9 protein-coding genes are annotated in these 16,278 nt (G+C 60.4%); 8 read left to right on the top strand and 1 reads right to left on the bottom strand.

Going from position 1 to position 16,278, the window contains the following annotated elements:
- Positions 1-30 precede the first annotated feature (30 nt).
- The 6 genes from AYR66_RS14125 (at position 31) to AYR66_RS14100 (ending at position 11,067) form a co-directional block, all read left to right on the top strand.
- Positions 31-762 carry a CBS domain-containing protein gene (locus AYR66_RS14125; protein ID WP_088708008.1) on the top strand — a complete coding sequence of 244 codons (732 nt, stop codon included), beginning with the start codon at positions 31-33 and terminating at the stop codon, positions 760-762.
- Positions 763-776: 14 nt separating this feature from the next.
- The gene (gene mgtA / locus AYR66_RS14120; protein ID WP_088708007.1) at positions 777-3,410 is read left to right on the top strand and encodes a magnesium-translocating P-type ATPase; all 2,634 of its coding nucleotides are present in this window, start codon (positions 777-779) and stop codon (positions 3,408-3,410) included.
- 81 nt (positions 3,411-3,491) lie between these two features.
- Positions 3,492-4,595 carry a DUF8173 domain-containing protein gene (locus AYR66_RS14115; RefSeq protein WP_088708006.1) on the top strand — a complete coding sequence of 368 codons (1,104 nt, stop codon included), beginning with the start codon at positions 3,492-3,494 and terminating at the stop codon, positions 4,593-4,595.
- A 4-nt stretch (positions 4,596-4,599) separates the two neighbouring features.
- Entirely contained in the window at positions 4,600-7,155 is a 2,556-nt protein-coding gene (locus tag AYR66_RS14110; RefSeq protein WP_088708005.1) for a cation-translocating P-type ATPase, read from the top strand.
- 140 nt (positions 7,156-7,295) lie between these two features.
- Positions 7,296-10,649: a PAS domain S-box protein gene (locus tag AYR66_RS14105; protein ID WP_088708004.1), complete on the top strand. Its 3,354-nt coding sequence runs from the start codon at positions 7,296-7,298 to the stop codon at positions 10,647-10,649.
- Between the two features lie 19 nt (positions 10,650-10,668).
- Positions 10,669-11,067 (top strand): alpha-1,2-fucosyltransferase, encoded by a 399-nt coding sequence (locus AYR66_RS14100; RefSeq protein ID WP_088708003.1) that lies wholly within the window; start codon positions 10,669-10,671, stop codon positions 11,065-11,067.
- Between the two features lie 95 nt (positions 11,068-11,162).
- Here the strand turns inward: AYR66_RS14100 and AYR66_RS14095 are convergent, their stop codons facing one another.
- On the bottom strand, positions 11,163-13,268 hold the full coding sequence (locus tag AYR66_RS14095; protein WP_088708002.1) for a putative bifunctional diguanylate cyclase/phosphodiesterase: 2,106 nt from the start codon (positions 13,266-13,268) through the stop codon (positions 11,163-11,165).
- A gap of 457 nt (positions 13,269-13,725) precedes the next feature.
- On the opposite strand from AYR66_RS14095, the gene AYR66_RS14090 reads away from it, so the two are divergent.
- Positions 13,726-15,498, top strand: coding sequence for a sensor histidine kinase (locus AYR66_RS14090; RefSeq protein ID WP_088708001.1), 1,773 nt, complete (start codon positions 13,726-13,728; stop codon positions 15,496-15,498).
- Between the two features lie 7 nt (positions 15,499-15,505).
- Entirely contained in the window at positions 15,506-16,102 is a 597-nt protein-coding gene (locus AYR66_RS14085; protein ID WP_088708000.1) for an HAD family hydrolase, read from the top strand.
- Positions 16,103-16,278: the final 176 nt, after the last annotated feature.

The following is a 16,278-nucleotide window of genomic DNA, read 5'->3' as shown; positions in this document are numbered from 1 at the left end:
TTCCACCTGATCAGGCGAGGAGGTGAATGCATGAAGGCATCTGATGTCATGACACAACCCGTGATCGCGGTCTGTCACGACGCATCGCTGCGCGAGGCCATCCAGCTCATGTTGAAGAACCGGATCAGCGGACTGCCCGTCGTCGACCATGATGGCAGGCCGATCGGCATGCTGACCGAAGGCGATCTGCTGCGCCGTTCCGAAACCGGTACCGAACGCTCGCGTCCGCGCTGGATTGCATTCCTTGCCGGACAAGGAAAATTGGCGGAAGAGTATGTCCACAGCCATAGCCGGCGGGTACGCGATCTGATGTCCCCGAAGATGATTTCCGTTACGCCGGAAACGCCGCTCGAAGTGGCTGTATCGACAATGGAAAAGCATCGCATCAAGCATGTCCCGGTCGTGGAAAACGACCGCCTCGCGGGTATGATCACGCGGGCGAACCTGATGCAGGCGCTGATGTACTTTTCGCCTGGATTTTCAGGCCCGAGTCCTTCCGACACTGGCATCCGGCAGCGCGTGCTCGATGAACTGCAGGGAACATCCTGGGGCGACAAAGGCTATATCACGGTGATCGTGAAGGATGGGGTGGTGCACCTGCACGGGATCGTTACCGATGCCAGGGAACGAGATGCCTTGCGCGTGGCCGCGGAAAACGTGCCAGGCGTAAAGGCAGTGATGAACCGCGTCGAATGGTGCGACATGGCATCGGGGACGGTGGTGCCGTTTGCGGAAGAGCGGCTGGAGGTGCCGCCATCCTGAAGCCGCCTTCGCTCATGCGCAACGCCAGTACCTCCGGTTCGTCGCCTCAGCTTTCTGCCCGCCGGGGAACTGGGGAGGATGGCGGCGTCGACCGCATCTGGTGGCGCCGTCCTCTTCCCCTGGAAATGGCGACGCTCGGCAGCAGCGCCGCCGGCCTTACCACGCAAGAGGCGGAGCGGCGGCTTGCGCTGCACGGCAAGAACCTGCTCGCGGATACGTCCGTGCTCACCGCCTGGAAGCGTATCATCCGCAAGCTCGCCAGTCCGCTCGTCCTGCTCCTGCTTTTCGCCGCATCCGTGTCCGCCGCAACCGACGATCCGGCCAGCACCCTCATTATCGCTGCCATCATCCTCTGCAGCGTGTTGCTAGATACCTTCCAGGAGCACCGCGCGGGCCGGGCCGCCGAACATTTGAAGCGCGCCGTAGCCCTGCGAGCCACCGCTCTCCGTAACAACCGGCCAGACGACATTCTGGCTGAGAACCTGGTCCCTGGCGACATCGTCCTCCTCCATGCCGGGCGGCTGGTCCCCGCTGACGGACGAATCGTGACGTCGACCGACCTGTTCGTCAACGAGGCGGCCTTGACCGGTGAGCCCTATCCTGTCGAGAAGGGCGCCGCGCTAAACGGGGAAGGCGGTGCTTTGTTCATGGGCACCAGCGTCATTTCGGGCGAAGCCGTAATGCTGGTCTGCGAGACCGGACATGCTACCCGGATCGGCGCCGTTGCCAACGTACTGGCGACGTTCCGCAAGGCCACGGCCTTTGAACAGGGCGTACGAGACTTCGGGAAGATGATCCTGGTCGTTGTGTCGCTGCTTGTTCTGTTCGTTACCGTGACCAATCTGGTCGGACAAAAGCCGTTGATGGAATCGTTTCTGTTCGCGCTGGCCCTGGCGGTCGGTCTCACCCCGGAACTGTTGCCGATGATCGTGACCGTCACCCTGGCGCGCGGTGCACTGCGCCTGTCCCGGCAGCGTGTGATCGTCAAGCGTCTGTCGGCGATCCAGGATCTCGGCGCGATTGACGTCCTGTGCACCGACAAGACCGGCACCCTGACCGAGGGCGCGATCAAACTGATCAGGCACGTTGACATCCGCGGCCGGGAATGCGAAGCCGTACAGCGCTACGCCTGGCTCAACAGCTCGTTCGAGTCCGGGATCCGCACGGCGCTCGAAGAAGCGATTCTTGCACATGGTGCGGTGGAGGCGACCGGGTGGACGAAACTCGACGAGGTGCCGTTCGACTTCGAGCGAAAACGCCTCTCAGTCCTGCTGGCTCACGGCGCCGGAAAAGATGAGCGGCGTTGGCTGATTCTCAAGGGCGCCCCCGACGCGGTCCTGTCGCACTGCCGGGACGCGCTGGACGATCCGGACGATCCCGCCTCCGCCGTCATCCCCCTGGAGGGAAACATCAGGGCCATGGCGCAGGCCCGGTTGGCGGAGCTTGAAGACGCGGGCTTCCGTACGCTTGCCGTCGCGGTCAAGTGCATGCCGCCCGACAGGGACCACGCGCGGCTAGATGACGAAGCAGGGCTGACGCTGGCCGGATTCACTGCCTTCTTCGACCCGCCCAAGGAAGGCGCGGCCAAGGCGATCCGGAAGCTCAAGGACCTCGGCATCGACGTCAACATCCTGACTGGCGACAGTGAACGGGTAACTCAATACATCTGCGGCATGCTGGACGTACCGGTGCGCGGCGTGCTGATGGGGAACGAGGTCGCGCAGCTGGATGACGCGGCGCTGCGCGAACGCGTGCGCAACGCCAATCTCTTCTGCCGTGTCAGTCCCATGGAAAAGAATCGGGTCATCCAGGCCATGCGCGACAATGGTCGTACAGTCGGTTATCTCGGCGACGGCGTCAATGACGCGCCCGCGCTCTATAGTGCCGACGTCGGCATTTCCGTCGACAAGGCGGTCGACGTCGCGCGCGAAGCGGCCGACCTGATCCTGCTGCATCACGATCTCGACGTCATTGCCGCCGGTGTGGTCGAGGGGCGGCGCACCTTCGGCAACGTGCGCAAATACATCATGATGGGCAGCAGTTCGAACTTCGGCAACATGACCAGCATGGCGATCGCCGCGCTGTACCTGCCTTTCCTGCCGATGCAACCGCTGCAGATCCTGTTAAACAACGTCCTTTACGACCTCTCGGAGGCGACCGTTCCGCTGGATACGGTGGACAGGTCCGAAACGCTGGAGCCACAGAAATGGGACATGCACTTCCTGCGTGACTTCATGCTCGTCATGGGGCCGGTCAGTTCGCTGTTCGATATCGCTACCTTTTACCTGATGCTCGGCGTGTTCCGGCTCGGGGAAACACAATTCCAGACCGGCTGGTTCGTGGAATCACTCGCCACGCAAATCCTGGTGATCTTTGTCATCCGAACGCGCAAGAATCCATTGAAAAGCCGCCCTCACCCGGCACTGGTCGCCGCTGCCGCGGGCATCCTTGCCGTCGCCATCGCCCTGCCGCTCACACCGCTGGCCGACTGGTTCAACTTTGCGCCGTTGCCGCCGTTTTTCTACGCGGCTATCGCGGGTCTTGCCATCCTGTATCTCTTGCTGGCGCAGGTCATGAAGCAGCTCTTCTACGCTTTCCGTCCGATCGCTTCAGTACCCTCCGAACGAGGGCACGGCCGCCGATCATGATCTTTTGTGCGCCGTCAAATCGACCCTGGTGGCACGTCGCACAGTGAGAGCAGTGCGGAATCAACCGGGAAGGAGTCCATCATGCATGCGGTATTCCCCTCGTCCATTCTTTTCTTGTGTGCCGTTATCTTGCCGGCGGCGCCCACCCATGCCGAAACCAGCGAGGCGGGCAATACCTATCTGGCCGGGCGAGAAGTACGGATCATGCAGCCCGTCCGAGGAGATCTGATTGCGGCTGGAGCGCGCGTCAGCGTGGAGCAGAATGTGGGCGCCGACGCAGCGGTGTCCGGAGGAACGATCGACATTCGCGCGCCGGTCGGGCAGGACTTGCGTGCCGCCGGAGGCACGGTGCGCATCGAGAAGGACGTGGGCGCAGACCTGGTCGCGGCTGGCGGCACTGTCCATGTGGCACCCGGGGCGTCGGTGCATGGGTCGGGATGGATCGCCGGTAGGGACGTGATCGTGGACGGCCGCATCGGTCGCGGCGCGAGAATCTATGGCAATACGATTACGCTGGCCGGCGAAATCGGCGGCGACACCGAGCTCCGCGCCGAACGGATTGTCCTGGCCCGGTCCGCCCGCATCGACGGCAACCTTTCTTATGCAAGCGCTGCCGAATTGCCGGAAAGCCAGTTCAGCCAGGTCAACGGCAAGGTCACGCGCCTTGGCACGCCGCGCGAATGGCAAGGCGAGCGCAAGGGCGACGGTGCGCTGTCCTGGTTTCATCCCCTCTTCGTGGCCAGCATGCTGGCCTCCGGCATTCTTCTCCACGCGCTCTTCCCGAACGCCATCGCCGGCGTACAGGACGCAATGCGGCAGGAACCTGGACGCATCCTGCTAGTCGGCGTGGCTCTCCTGTTTTCGGTTCCGCCGATGGCGGTGCTGTTCATGGTGACGGTGATCGGATTGCCAATCGGCTTTACGCTGCTCCTGCTCTATCCGCTCGCCTTGATGCTGGGCTACCTCGCGTCAGCCTTTTTCCTCGGCGGACGCCTGGCTGCGACGACCCGGCAAGCGGAGCCGCTATCCAGGACCAGGCAAGTGCTTTACTTCGCCCTATCCCTCCTGATCCTGAGCGTGGCGCTGGCCGTTCCCTTCGTCGGCGCCTTCATCCTGCTGCTGGCAATTGTGGCCGGACTGGGTGGCTGGGCGGTATGGTGGCGCACGCGCCTCAGGACGGGTTAATGGGATGGCCGGGCAAGGCGCGGAACGGCTGCAACCCTCCTCCACCCGGCCGGCATCCGGAGTGACGGGACTGACGGCGGACGAGGCGGCGCGTCTGCTGCAGGAGCATGGCTACAACGAACTTCCGCGCCGCCGGACTCGGTCGATATTCGACACAGCCATCGATGTTGCCCGGGAGCCGATGTTTCTGCTCCTGCTGGCAGCCGGCAGCATTTACCTGTTATTGGGCGATACCGCCGACGCCTTGCTGCTGCTCGGGTTTGTCATCGTTTCGATGACCATCAGCATCCTTCAGGAGCGCAAGACGGACCGCACGCTGGAAAAGCTGAAGGACTTGTCGAGCCCGCGCGCGCTTGTGCTGCGCGACGGCGCTCCCGTCCGCCTTCCGGGGCGGGAGGTGGTTGCCGGCGATATCCTGCTGCTGGAAGAAGGTGACCGGATAGCGGCCGACGGCGTCCTGATCGAAAGCCACGACCTGCTGGTGGACGAGTCGCTGCTGACGGGAGAATCACTCCCGGTCGGCAAGGAGGTACGCACCGCTGCTTCCGCACCGGTCTATGCCGGCACGATGGTCGTGCGCGGCGGCGGCATGGCACGCATCCTTGGGACCGGGCCGCGCACCGAGTTCGGCAAGATCGGCACCACCCTGCAATCGGTGCAGGCGGAAGACAGCCCCCTGCAGCGGGAAATCCGGGGGCTGATCAAGCGCTTCGCCTGGTTTGGCGCCGGCGTGTCCAGCCTTACCTTTCTCCTGTATGTGGCCTTGCGCGATGATTGGTTCGGCGGGCTGCTGACCGCCATTGCGCTGGCCATGTCCACGCTTCCGGAAGAATTCACCGTCGTCTTCACCGCCTTCATGGCCCTCGGCGCGTGGCGCATCGCCAAGAGCCACGTACTGACGCGGCACACACCGGTGATTGAAGCACTGGGACGTGCGACCGTGCTATGCGTGGACAAGACCGGCACGCTGACGCAAAACCGGATGTCGGTGGCGGCGGTGGCGTTCGGCGACACCGTGCAAACGCTTTGGGACGCAAACGCCGGTCGGGCGCCCGACGGCGTGCGCGAGGTGCTGGCGCATGCGGTACTGGCCAGCGAAGTGCTTCCCTTCGACCCGATGGAAAAGGCCCTGCACCAGGCCCTGGCTGACGTCGACCCCGGGGCCGTGCGCTGTCTCGGCGAGGGGGTGCTCGTCCACGACTACCCGATCACAACCGAACTCCTGGCCATGACCCACGTCTGGCGCATGCCGGGGCAGGCGATGCACGTCGTGGCCGCCAAGGGTGCGCCGGAGGCGGTCGGGCGCCTTTGCCGCCTCGATCCCCCGCGCTATGCCGCCGTGCTGCAGCATGCGGAACGCCTCGCCGGCGAAGGCATGCGGGTGATGGCGGTGGCCAAGGCGGGCCACGAGGGCGAGGCCTGGCCGCTCCGTCCCGACGGCTTCCGCTTCATCTGGCTCGGCCTGGTCGCCCTGGCGGACCCCTTGCGCCCCGAAGTACCGGCGGCAATCGCGCAATGCCGGAAAGCGGGCATACGCGTGGTCATGATCACCGGCGATTACCCGGCGACCGCGCAGGCGATTGCGAAGGACGCGGGCCTGCCTGCGCAGCCGATCGTCACCGGCGATGTCTTGCGCGCCGCAAACGACCGCGAGTGGAAAGACATCGTTCGCACGACGCATGTCTTTGCGCGCGTGCGCCCCGAACAGAAACTTCACCTGGTGGAAGCCTTCAAGTCGGAAGGCCACGTCGTGGCCATGACCGGTGACGGCATCAATGATGCGCCGGCACTCAAGGCTGCCCATATCGGAATCGGCATGGGCGGGCGTGGCACCGATGTCGCGCGCGAGGCATCGTCGCTGGTGCTGCTGGACGACGATTTCGCCTCGATCGTGCGTGCCATCCGGCTGGGCCGCCACATCTACGACAACCTGCGCAAGGCCCTGACCTATGTCGTCGCCGTGCACGTCCCGATCGCCGGCATGGTATTGCTGGCGGTCTTGCTTAGCACGCCCCCCGCGCTTGGCCCGGTGCACATCGTGTTCCTGGAACTGATCATCAATCCGGCCTGTGCGCTGGTATTCGAGCCGGAGCCGGAACATCGGGACCTGATGAAAATGCCGCCGCGGGACAGCGCCGAATCCTTGTTCGGCGCGCCGGATATTGCCATGGCGTTGCTGCTCGGCATCGGCATCCTTGCCGCTGCGGCGGCCGTGTTCCTGACCGCCCTCCCCCGTACGGAACCGGGGGCAGCGCGTGCGCTTGGTTTCGCGACCGTTGTCCTCGGCAACCTCGCGCTGATCGTTTCCAGCCGAGCCCTGCACAGCAGCTTCCTGTCCCTGATCCGCATTCCCAACAGTGCCCAGTGGTGGATCCTGGGCATGGGCGGCCTTGCAATGGCCGCGGTCGTCAGCATTCCCGTCTTGCGCGCCGTCTTTCATTTCTCCCCGGTGAAACCTGTTGTCTGGTTTGCCATTCCCGTCGTGGTAGTCGGAATGATCGTATGGTTCGAATGCATCAAGCAGGTGTTTGCACGCAGCAAACCCGGCGCAAGCATGTAAAGCGGATGCAAGCCATCGTGAATGCCAAGGAAGCACGATTGTCCTGACCTTCGTCAATCCGGCTTTCGCCACGCTTGCGACGATGGCGCTGGATGCACCGTGGATGAGTGGCGGCAATCCTGCGAAGGGAGAAATTGACGATGGCCACGAAGCACGACCACTACCAAGCGAAGCGGCTCCAGGCGCGCGTGAATCGCTTGACGCGCGCAATGGAACGTATGCGCCAACAGCTTGAACGCAGCCGCCAGAATGAATCTGCCCTGCTGCGGAACGAGCAGCGCCTGCGTTCGGTGTTCAATGGCGTGTCGATTGGACTGGCGGAGATCACAGCCGATGGAACATTCTCCGAAGCGAATAGTGTCTTTTGCAGGCTTCTCGGCTACCGACATGAGGAATTGCTGGCGCTAGCTTACCTCGACATTCTCGATCCGGAAGATCGTGAAGCCGACCGGAACATCATGATGCAGCTCCTCGACGGAAAATTGCCTTCCTTCCATGGCGAAAAGCGCTATGTACGCAATGACGGAAAGATCATCTGGGTCGACCTGGACCTTGCCGTGGCGCCGCGCGAGGGCGGACACCAAACGTGCCTGCTGGCGACGATAGAGGACATTACAGAACGCAAGACAACCCAGGAATCGCTGAGCCGCATTGCGAGCAACCTCGCGGAGGCCGAAAGGATGGCGCTTTCCGGCACTTGGCGATGGGACAACCGGACCGGCGAGACCACGGCATCCGAAGATACCTTTCGCCTGTTCGGATTGAAGCCGACTCAGCAGCCGGTGCCGATCGAGTACTTCCTCGACCGCATTCTTGCGGAGGACAGGCCGCCTGTCGAAAGGGCTATCGAGTCGCTCTTCTCTGGTAACAGGGGCTATCAGGTTGAGTATCGGATTGTTCTTCCCGATGGAAAACAAAAACTCATTCATGCGAGCGGAGAGGTATTGAGTCGGGGCGAACACGGACAGCCGCACGTCATCATCGGCGTGGTGCAGGATATCGGCCTGCGCAGAAAGGCAGAACGCGCCCTGGAGGATAGCGAGCAGCGCTTCCGGACACTGTTCGAGCATGCGAGCGACGGTATCATCATTGCTAACAGGGATGGCGTCTATACCGATGCCAACCGGAGCGCCTGCACGATGCTCGGCTACACGCACGAAGAGCTGAAAGGACGACGGATCGTCGACTTGATTTCATCGAGCGAAGCGGACCGTTTTGCGAAGTCAATGTCGTACCTGCAACAGGACTTATCACATTCCGAGGTCACAGAGTGGGAGCTAAAACGCAAGGACGGCACATTTCTTCCCGTCGAACTTAGCACGCGCATGCTGCCCGACGGGAGGTGGATGGCCAGCGTCCGCGACATCAGCGAACGCCGGCGCGCCCACCAGGCGATTGCCCGCTATGCCGAAGAGGTCAGGGATCTCTACGACAATGCACCGTGCGGTTATCATTCACTGGACCGGGACGGGGTGATCGTTCAAATCAACCAGACCGAACTGGACTGGCTCGGCTATACCCGCGAAGAACTGGTGGGCAGGAAAAACGTGACAGACCTGCTGACGGAGCAGAGCCAGGCGAAGTTCCGGGAAGGCTATCCAGAATTCCTTCGCCGCGGGCGCGTGCACGACGTCGAATTCGAGTTCTTGCGCAAGGATGGCACGATCCTGCCAGTGCTAGTCAGCGCCGCCGGCATCTTCGACGCCCAGGGAAATGTGCTATCCAGCCGTACGACGCTCTTCGACATCACCGAGATGCGGGAAGCGCGCGCCAAGCTGAGGCAGGCTGCGGCGGTGTTCGAGCATACGAATGAAGCCATCCTGATCACCGATGCGGACAACACGATCGTCGCGGTAAACAAAGCATTCACTCGGATCACCGGCTATACACCTGAGGACGTCATTGGCAAGAACCCGCGCCTCCTCAAATCGGGTCGCCAGGATGAAGCCTTCTATCGCCATCTCTGGAATGCCATCGAAGAACACGGCTTCTGGCAAGGAGAAATATGGGACACGAAAAAATCTGGCGAGATGTTTCCGGCATGGGAATCAATTACCGCCGTCAAGGATGAAAGCGGGAAAGTCACGGAACACATATCGGTCTTCTCGGACATCACAACCATCAAGGAAACCGAAGAAAAGCTGACGCGTCTTGCATACCAGGATGCGCTGACCGGGCTGCCCAATCGTTTGTTGTACAACGACCGCCTCTCGCAGGCGCTCGCGTACGCGCGGCGGCACGCCCTGCGAGGTGCTCTTCTGATGCTTGATCTCGACCGGTTCAAACTAGTGAACGACACGCTCGGCCATTCCGCCGGCGACGAACTGCTGCAAGCCATTGCCGCCCGGTTAAATACAAGCGGGCGCGCGGAAAACACGATTGCCCGACTGGGAGGGGACGAGTTCGCGATCATACTACCCCAGGTAGCGGAACCGGCGGACGCGGCGCTGATGGCTGAGAAGGTGGTGCACCTCGTATCGCAGCCGATGAAGATAGCCGGCCAGGAGATTACCATCTCGGCGAGCGTCGGCATCGCCATATTCCCGGATGATGCAGAAGACGCAGAGACCCTGGCCAAGGTGGCCGACACGGCCATGTATGGCGCCAAGAACAAGGGAAGAAACGCGTACGAATTCTACAGACCGGAGATGACGACCGCGGCCTCGGAGCTGCTTGCCATCGACCGCGGCCTGCGCAATGCCATCCAGTCGAATCAGCTCGTCGTTCTCTACCAGCCGAAGATCGAACTTTCGACCGGCCGCATCGCCGGCGTCGAAGCCCTGGTTCGATGGCATCCTCCTTCGCAAGGCATGCGGTCGCCCGACAGTTTTATCCATGTGGCGGAAGAAACGTCGTTGATCGACCGGATCGGCGACTGGATTTTCGATGCGGTATGCAACCAGATCCGTGAATGGAAAGACCGCCAGGTACCGCCGGTGCGGATTGCCGTCAATGTCTCCGCGCGCCAGTTTAGGAATCCGCACTATGTCGAGAACATCCGGAAGAAATTGGCGGCGTGCTCGCCCTTCGACGGATTCGGTGTGGATGTTGAAGTCACTGAAACGACGCTACAGTCCGAGCCGAGCATTGCGGAGGCGCTTCGGCAACTGAAGGCGATCGGTTTCACGATTGCCATCGATGACTTCGGCACTGGATATTCTTCCCTCAGCTCGCTCAAGCAGCTCCCGGTGGACACGCTGAAAATCGATCGTTCATTCATCGAAGAGATCCCTGACGGCCCCGACAGTACCGCCATTGCCTCGGCGATCATCGCGATGGGTCACAGCCTCGGCCTCACGGTCGTGGCCGAAGGTGTCGAAACGCAGGAGCAGTTGAAATTCGTTGTCGACCAAGGCTGCGACGAAGCCCAGGGCTTTCTGTTCTTCTCTCCACTGTCTGCCCAGGAATGCGAGCAATTCCTCATGAAGGGCTCCGTGGAACCCATGCTCTTGCAGGTGCTCGGCAAGAGTCATGAGCATCAATGGCGTCAATAGCAGAAGGTAGAACCAACGCGTGATTATTTTGCAGATGCGCAAACAGCTTGACGCAACGAACGCCATCAGCATCCAATTCCGGGGCGGCGATGCGGTTATGAATCCGGAGTATCGAGGCTGGAACGCAGGCGTCGTGACGAACCGCTACTACCGCAATGCCATTGACTGCATTCGCGCCCGCGCCGCCCACTCACACCTCTACGTTTTATCAGATGACATCCCCTGGATAAAACAGGACGTGGTGACCGACGGCACCGCCATCTATGTGGATCGCAATGGCCCTGAGCAGGGATACGAAGACTTGCACCTGATGCGTCACTGCCTGCACAACATACCGCCGGCTTCAGCTCATTCAGCTGGTGGGCCGTCTACCCGAACAGAAATCCGGATAAGATCACGGTGCGCACCGGTTGCATGAATGCCCTGCCCCAGCGCGATCATCCACAGGATTTCTTTCCGCCGGGATGGGTTGTCGTCGATTCGTCACCTACGGGTAACAGAAGCGCACGCAGGTCATCGTTTCATTCTGTCCTCCGGATAAAGAACCACGCTGGAAGCGGTCCCGTCGCCGAAGAGCGCAGCAAAGGTCTTACCGGGAACCGGTTTGCACAGGTAGAAACCCTGTGCCTGTCTGCATCCCTGTTCCCGCACATAGTCCAAGGCTTCGCGCGACTCGATGCCTTCGGCAACGACCTCGAGCTGCAACGCGGTGCCCAGCGCAATCACGGCGTCGGTAATCGCGCGATTCGTCGCACTCTGATCGAATCCGAGAATGAACTCTTTGTCGATCTTGATCTTGTCGATCGGAAGACGGCTGAGATAGCTGAGGCTGGAGTAGCCTTTTCCAAAATCGTCGAGTGCAATCTTGATGCCCAGCCCGCGCAGCCGCTTGATAATGTGTATCGAATGGTCGACGTTATCCATCACCGCCGTTTCCGTCAGCTCGATTTGCAATGCCTCGGCGGTAAACTGCTTTTCACGCAGCCGCCTCTCTATGTCATCGACAAAGCCCCGCAGCTTGAATTGCACCGGTGAGACATTGATGGAAATCGGAATCAGCGGAATCCCCAGCTGTCGCCAACGACGCTGCTCGCGGCAAATTTCATCCAACACCCAGTCGGTCATTCTGCCGACCAGCCCGGATATTTCCGCAATCGGCACGAAAACGTCCGGACTGACGCGGCCGTTTTCCCAGCGGATAAGGGCTTCTGCGCATAACACCTTTCCCGAATGGATCTCGATGATCGGCTGATACGCGAGGCTGAGCTCGCCCTGCCCAAGCGCCCGTCTCAGCTCGTTTTCCACGCGCGATTGCGTGATCGATTGATGCGCCAGTTCTTCTGTATAGAACCGATAGCTGTTTCTCCCCGATTCCTTGGCGGCATCCATCGCCGCGTCTGCCTGGCGCAGCAGTTCGTTGAGCGTTTCTCCGTCGTTGGGAAACAGGCTAATGCCGACGCAGGCTTCCACCGTCAGCTGCCCTCCATCCACCTGGACGGGTTGTCCGATGAGATGGATCAGGTCGGCAGCCACCGTATGCGGGAGGTGATGCTCATTCACCAGCGGCAACAGAATGACGAATTCGTCGCCGCCGAAGCGCGTGATCAGATCTTGGCTGCGCATGCGAAAGCGAATGCGCTTGGCCAACTCGCGCAAGAGCTTGTCCCCCGCCTCGTTCCCGTAGACATCGTTGACCGTCTTGAAGCGGTCCAGATCAATAAGCAGCACCGCGATGCGCTGGTGTGAACGTTTTGCCTCGGCAAGCATGCGCTTGGCAATTTCGGACAGCAAGACGCGATTCGGAAGTCCCGTTAATGTATCGTGCAGCGCTGCCTGTCTCACGCTCTCCGCAGCCTGGTTCCGCTCCGTCGCATCGTGAAGCAGGACAACAACTTCGTCAACGGCGCCAGCGGCGTCGAATAGCGGCATCGCGCTGATGACATAGTCACGGACTCCCGCGTCAGTGGCATGCCGGACGTCCGTAATGACAGACGTGGCGCTCTCCACTGCTTCCCGGGCGGCCGAATGCCAAAAGGTGTGCTCCCTGTCTCCCACTAGTGAGGCTGCGCAGCGCCGGCCTGCGGCGTTGACATAAGTGGGCTTGAGGTGGCGATCCATAATTACGACCTCATCGGTGAAACTGTCGAACGCGGATTTAAGCCGTGTTTCCATCGACTGCACCTGAATCTCGGCGGTCTTGCTGCGTGTGATGTCCCGAATCGACAACACGGCAAACATCTCATCAGTTTCTGGAAATAGGAGTTTCCGTCCGCTGTGGCTGGAAATCCATTGCCGTCCCGTCCGTCTGTTTCTGACGCGAAGTACGGTTTCGAACACATTCTCCCCCTGCATGACCCGCCATACCGGCCACGCTTCAACCGGTACCGGTTTTCCTTCCAGCGTGGAAACGTCGAAGGTGGCTTCTAGTCCGCCTTTCGAGAGATCGATTTCTTCCTTTCCAGTTACACTGAGAAAATCCAGTGCTGCCTGGTTTGCTTCGACCACCCGGCCGTCCTTGTCGATCATCAGCACGCCTTCATTCAGGCTGTCGAGAATGGCGTGCAGGCGTGTGTAGCTGTGACTTTCGCGCTTTGCCTGAGAAGACGTGCTCTTTTGCATGTAGGTTGGTTATTGCTTGACGATGGCGCAAGACTGACGCCATTCAGGAGGGGGCCAATATTCGATTCCGTCAAGAGGCGGCGGTTCTCGGAAGATTATCGAGTCGATCTCGTCGGACCAACGCACGCCGCTCCAGCGCCACGGGTCCAGGCACCTGGACAAGCTTCGGGAAGGTTCGCGCCATCGGTGAAGCCGTCTGTCACAACCGTCCGATGATCGAGCTAGCGAAAGGATCCAGATTCACCGCTGCTGCTTCATCCAATCCCCAGAATGTGACCCTACAACTGGCGCTGCTCCCCGCACACGTCGGCTCAGCGGGCCCCATCTGTTGGATATTTTTCAACATCCAGGGGCGGCGTTACATCCGTCAAAAATTGAGCTAGATCATTGCCATTTCCATTTAGGCAACCCAGCATAATCGCGATAAAGGCGGATTGATCAAGATGGGGGCGTTGTAATGGAGCCAAACCGGCTGAGGCTGATTCGTGCGTACTCATTGGGCGCGCTGTTCGCTGGCATCTGTGTGACGCTCGTGCTCGGCGAATGGATTTCAAACGCCGAGCAACGCGAACGTGAAATCATCCTCAAACAAGAGGCTAGAGAGCGAGTCGACGCTTTTGTACACGGCATCGAGAACGCCATGCACGCCCTCGATACCGTCAATCAACTCTTTGCCACCCTCGCTGACGTGAGCAGGGAACAGTTTTCGGTCTTCACGCAGCCAATCCTCGACAAATATCCATACGTCCTATCGTTTGCCTATCAGCGCTACCTCTCCGGGTCGTCGAGAAAGTCCTACGAGACCTCCATGAGACGGACCTTCGGCGATTTCATCATTACCGATGCGCGCGATGGCAAGCGCGTACCCGCCATTGAAAAGAGCCGGTACCGCGTCGTCCATTACATATCGCCGCAGCATGGTAATGAGCAGGTGCTTGGAATCGATGCCTCGTCTATCCCGGAAATGGAAGAAGCGGCATTGCGTTCGCGCGCGACCGGCACTATCGCGTCAACCCGACTCATACCCCTGGTCAAGGAAAATGGCCGCCACCTGGGCTTCATGTTGTTGAAACCTGTTGTTCGACGCCCTCCGCCGGATGCGCAGCGATACGGCCATGCCGAACCGGACGTTCGCGGCTTCACTGTCGCAGCGTTCAACGCATCGGACCTCGCGCACCGCATCATGGAGCAAGGCGGATTTCTGGGCGACGAAACATTCTTGGTGCAGATTTACTCTGGAGACAGGCCCGATCAGGGTAACCGGATTTTCCCTCGCCCGGCCGAGGAAACGCGCCCGGGCGACGATCATGACGGCAGTCGCGACATCAGGCACCACATTGACGTCGGCGGGGTACCTTGGACTGTTGTGGTGTCGGCGCCGAAGGAGTGGATGGATGCGGCCCCCGTATCCCGGCTCACTTATGTGTTCGGGTTTATCCTGACGGGCATGCTTGTGGCATTTATCCATCACATGCTGCACCGTGCGACTGCCCTGAGATTAGCCGTTGAAGCACTCAAGCGTGATGGCGCCCTGCGTCAACGCGCGGAAACTGCACTTCGCAACTCAGAATCGGAGCTTCGCCAACTCGCGACCCATCAGCTGCGCGTCCGGGAAGACGAACGCAAGCATATTGCACGGGAAATACACGACGACCTGGGTCAGAACCTCCTGGTCTTGCGCATGGATGTCGGCGCGTTAGCCCATGACATCGGCGAGAAATTCCCGGATGGCGAAGCAAGAATGGATCTCGCCCTCAAGCATATCGACGCAACCATCAAGTCGGTACGTGAGATCATCAATCACCTTCGTCCCAGCGTGCTCGACCTGGGTGTCTTCGACGCACTGCACTGGCTAACTCGCCACATGAACAAACTCGGAAAGGTGCACTTCACCCTTGAATGCCAGGACGAAAACGCCTTTCTTGGACTGAAGGAAGATGACGCGATCTCCCTGTTTCGCGCGATCCAGGAGGCGATGACGAACGTTATCCGCCACGCCGAGGCAACGACGTGCGTCGTGCGTATTCAGCATGGGGAATCCAAATTGCGCATCGAGGTTTCCGACGACGGCCATGGTCATTTCCCTATCGACAGGCGCAAGCCGAGATCATTTGGCCTAATCGGAATCCGCGAACGAATAACTGCCATGGGAGGGGAAATGTCGATTGTGACGACCGAGGGAAAGGGCACTGTGCTCCAGTTCACGTTACCTGCGTCCACTCTAGAATGATTCCCTCATGAAACCAATCATTGCTCTTGATGCCGACGGCGTCTTGCTGGACTACCACCGAGCATATGCGGGCGCCTGGGCAAAGGCGTTCGGTGCAATGCCGGCCATACGCGACCCTCTTGCCTACTGGCCGATCGATCGCTGGGAGGTGCGCCGCCTCACAGGCGACGAGCTCGATCAATTTCGTACATGCTTCGATCACCATTACTGGTCCACGATTCCGGCCGTTGCCGGCGCCGTCGAGGCCTGCCACGAACTCAACGAAGCGGGATACGAACTCGTGTGTGTAAGTGCCATCGAGCCTCAGTTTGAGTCGGCACGACTACAGAATTTGCGAGATTGTGGTTTTCCGATCGCCCGCGTATTCGCTACGTCCAATTCCACAGCTGCAGTGAGTCCCAAGGCCGAAGCGCTCCGCAATATCAAGCCAGTCGCCTTCGTCGACGATTTCCTTCCATACCTTCGTGGAATTCCCGCTGAGATCCACGCAGCGTTGGTTCTTCGTGAGCCAAACGGTTCGCCAAATATAGGCGACGATCTCGTGCTTGCACATTCGCAACATCGGGATCTGAGAGCGTTTGCTAACTGGTGGCTAGCGCGTTAATACCTGCAGTGTCGGCGCCAGGCCATAGTGAAGTACCGATCTACCGAGGAAATCCCACTGCTCCTGCCGACCGGTACATAGCAGCGCCAGATGACACGCGGTGCAGTGCACGCTCTCGTCAAACAAGTTTTCTTGGCTGCGGCGAGTCGCCGTAGGCGGCGTAGTGCAAGCTTTGA

The sequence above is a fragment of the Noviherbaspirillum denitrificans genome (genome assembly GCF_002211445.1).
Classification (GTDB): Bacteria; Pseudomonadota; Gammaproteobacteria; order Burkholderiales; family Burkholderiaceae_D; genus Noviherbaspirillum; species Noviherbaspirillum denitrificans.
The sequence above is the reverse complement of the archived record's forward strand: the minus strand, read 5'-3'. Positions and strand labels throughout refer to the sequence as shown.